At 72.1% G+C, this 3,593-nt stretch carries 3 protein-coding genes; 2 read left to right on the top strand and 1 reads right to left on the bottom strand.

The window, feature by feature from the left end:
- Positions 1 to 93: 93 nt before the first annotated feature.
- Complete coding sequence (gene metG, locus ACFXA3_RS38670) at positions 94 to 1,809, bottom strand: methionine--tRNA ligase (RefSeq protein ID WP_385195402.1); 1,716 nt, start codon at positions 1,807 to 1,809, stop codon at positions 94 to 96.
- Between the two features lie 531 nt (positions 1,810 to 2,340).
- Here metG and ACFXA3_RS38675 point away from each other — a divergent pair.
- Positions 2,341 to 2,898 carry a sigma factor-like helix-turn-helix DNA-binding protein gene (locus ACFXA3_RS38675; RefSeq protein ID WP_385195404.1) on the top strand — a complete coding sequence of 186 codons (558 nt, stop codon included), beginning with the start codon at positions 2,341 to 2,343 and terminating at the stop codon, positions 2,896 to 2,898.
- The coding region (locus tag ACFXA3_RS38680) for a hypothetical protein (protein ID WP_385195407.1) at positions 2,895 to 3,593 on the top strand (699 nt) is incomplete at its 3' end. The genes ACFXA3_RS38675 and ACFXA3_RS38680, both read left to right, overlap by 4 nt.

Here is a 3,593-nt window from a genome sequence, read left to right on the forward strand (position 1 = left end):
GGGGGGGCGGCGCCCCCGGCGGGGGGCGCCCCCCCCCCGCCCCCGCCGGCGGCGCCCCCCCCCCCCGGCCCCCCCCCAAACCTCGAGCGGAGGTCAGCCTGCCTCGGTACCGCCGAAGCACTCGCGGTAGGACTCCAGGTCCTCCTCGGTGATCCTCGCGAAGAGGACCGGCGGCACGGTGAACGGCGTTCCCGCCGGGACCGCGTCGAGCGACGCGGCCTGCTCCGGGGTGACCCACGCCGCCGTGTCGTCGGCGAGCGCGAACGCGGAGCGCATGGTGCGCGCCGAGGCCGGGATGAGCGGCTCGGAGACCACCGAGTAGAGGTGGATCAGGTTCATGGCGGTGCGCAGGGTGAGCGCGGCGCCGTCCAGGTCGGTCTTGACCTCCAGCCAGGGGGCCTTCTCGTCGAGGTAGGCGTTGCCGGCCGACCACAGGGCGCGCAGCGCGGCCGCGGCCTTGCGGTACTGGAGGGAGTCCATGTGGCCCTCGTACTCGGCCAGCAGCTCGGCGATCTGCTCGCCCAGCTTGGCCTCGGCCTCGCCCGCGTCGCGGCCGGCGGGGACCTCGTCGCCGAACTTCTTGCGGGAGAAGGTCAGCACCCGGTTGACGAAGTTGCCGAGGGTGCCGCCGAGGTCCTTGTTGACCGTGGCGGCGAAGTGCTCCCACGTGAACGACGAGTCGTCGGACTCGGGCGCGTTCGCGATGAGGAAGTAGCGCCAGAAGTCGGCCGGGAGGGTCTCCAGCGCCTGGTCGGTGAAGACGCCGCGCTTCTGCGAGGTGGAGAACTTGCCGCCGTAGTACGTCAGCCAGTTGAAGGCCTTGACGTAGTCGACCTTCTTCCACGGCTCGCGGGTGCCCAGCTCGGTGGCCGGGAACATCACCGTGTGGAACGGGACGTTGTCCTTGGCCATGAACTGGGTGTAGCGCACGTCCGCGGCCTCGTACCACCAGGACTTGTAGTCGCGGCCGGCCGGGTCGGCGTCCGCCCACTCCTTGGTGGAGGCGATGTACTCGATCGGCGCGTCGAACCAGACGTAGAAGACCTTGCCCTCGGCGGCCAGTTCGGGCCAGGTGTCGGCCGGTACCGGCACGCCCCAGTCCAGGTCGCGGGTGATGGCGCGGTCGTGCAGGCCCTCGGTCAGCCACTTGCGGGCGATGGAGGACGCCAGCTGCGGCCACTCCTCCTCGTGCTCGGCGACCCAGGCCTCGACCTCGTGCTGGAGCTTGGACTGGAGGAGGAAGAGGTGCTTGGTCTCGCGGACCTCCAGCTCGGTGGAGCCGGAGATCGCCGAACGGGGCTCGATCAGGTCCGTGGGGTCCAGGACGCGGGTGCAGTTCTCGCACTGGTCGCCGCGGGCCTTGTCGTAGCCGCAGTGCGGGCAGGTGCCCTCGACGTAGCGGTCCGGCAGGAAGCGGCCGTCGACCGGCGAGTAGACCTGCCGGATCGCGCGCTCCTCGATGAACCCGTTCTCCTGGAGCCGCCGCGCGAAGTGCTGGGTGATCTCGGCGTTCTGCTGCGAGGAGCTGCGGCCGAAGTAGTCGAAGGACAGCTCGAAGCCGTCGTAGACCGCCTTCTGGGCGTCGTGGGCCTGCGCGCAGAACTCGGCGACCGAGAGGCCGGCCTCCTTCGCGGCGAGCTCGGCGGGGGTGCCGTGCTCGTCGGTGGCGCAGATGTACAGGACGTCGTGGCCGCGCTGGCGGAGGTACCGGGAGTACACATCCGCCGGAAGCATCGACCCGACCATGTTGCCCAGGTGCTTGATCCCGTTGATGTAGGGAAGCGCGCTGGTGATCAGGTGTCGAGCCATCCTCGGATGCTCCATTTCGTCTTTGCGGTGACAACGTGCCGTGACGGATTGTGATGCGGTTCATCGTATCGAACCGCCGAAAGGCCACGCGCCGCATTTCTCTGGGGTGGGCGTAACGCAAAAGCGAGGGACGTGACCTCTCCGTCACGGCCCTCGCAAGGGCCCCATGCTACAGCCGGAGCGGATCACCACGGACCGGTGTCCGCGGTTCGGTCGGGCGGGCGCGCGGGGTCCGTCATCCTGACCGGTTCACCCGGGCGTGCGCCGGTGCACGGCGGGCCGGCACGGCACCGGCATGACACCTGCATGACACCGGCACGGCACCGGCATGGCACCGGCATATGCGTACGCGCGGACTGGGCCCGCGCGTGATCGAAGTCGGTCGCCGGCCGGTCATCGCCGAACGTAATCCTCCGACGTCTCTCTTCCGCGCCCCCCGGAGGCGCCAGCGCTGCCAGGCTGGCCGCGCACAGGGGACGAGGTGAGGTGGGAACGGTGAGCGATGGCGGACCAGAGGAGTCCGGCGGGGCCGTGGGACTGCCCAGCCGACGGCGGCGGCCGACGCCCATGAGCCAGTGGGACCCGACGGCGCGCCTGTCGTACTGGGCCTTCCACGCCAACCGGCGGCCCTCGTACATGCGATTCGCGTACCTGCAGCTCGGCTCCGACGCGGCCGCCGAGGACGCGGTGGACGCCACCTTCGACTCGATCATGAACGAGTGGTTGCGCATGCTCCACATGGACCGGCTCGACGCCTACGCCTGGACCATCCTCAAGCAGCGGCTGGTCGACCGGCAGCAGTGGTACGGCACCTGGCCCGAACCCATGGAGACCAGCGCCTTCGAGGCCGCCCTCAAGGAGGCCCACGCCGACCGGTACGAGGTGCTGACCGACACCATCCGCTTCTACTCCGCCGTCTCCCGGCTCGCCGAACGCCAGCGCGACGCCGTGCTGCTGCGCTACGGGCTCCAGTGCACCCCCGGCGAGGCCGCCTCGGTGATGGGCGTCGACGAGGCCACCGTCCGCTCGCAGCTCGGCCAGGCCCACCGGCGGCTGGCCCGCCTGCTCGACACCTCCCCCGAATCATGAGGCGCCGCGAGGACATGGAGGAACGCGGCGACGACACCGCCCGCCGCTCCCTGGCCGAGTTCCTGACCCGGGCCGGCGTCCGCGACCGCTACCCGCACTACGACCTGGGCGCCGCCGAGGCCCGGCTGCTGCGCCCCACCCGGGGACAGGCCGCCGCGGCTCCCGCCCGGCGCCGCGCCGCGTACGGGTGGAGCGACCCCGCGCGGGACTGCCCGCTCGACGCCGAACGGGCCCGGCGCGACCTCAAGGCCGTCTGCCTGGCCGCCGTGTCCGCCCCGACGGCCGGGGCGCAGCTCGGCGCCTTCGTCGAGAGCGGGCACACCGAGCTCGCCGGAGCCGTGGTCTTCGGCTGTCTGCTGCACCTGGCCGGCCTGCGCGAAGGCGCCCGCTTCTGGTGGCAGTTCGCCGCCGGTTCCGGTCGGGCGCGGACCGCGTCGGCCGCGTACTGCCTGTTCCTGGACCACTCCCGGCGCGGGGAACACCACGACGCCCGGTTCTGGGCGCGCGAGCTGGGCCGGCGGGGCTTCCGGCCGAGCGGACGGCGGGACCTGCGCGAGGTGCGGCTCTGCGCGCAGGCGACCGTCCTGCGCCACGTCGACCAGCTCGACGATCCCGATCTGGGCCCGGTTCCGCTGCCGAGGCCCGGACTGCCGTCGGTACTGGTCGCGTTCCGGCCGCCGCCCCCGGCGGGGGCG

Source organism: Streptomyces sp. NPDC059456 (assembly GCF_042750055.1).
Lineage (GTDB): Bacteria > Actinomycetota > Actinomycetes > Streptomycetales > Streptomycetaceae > Streptomyces.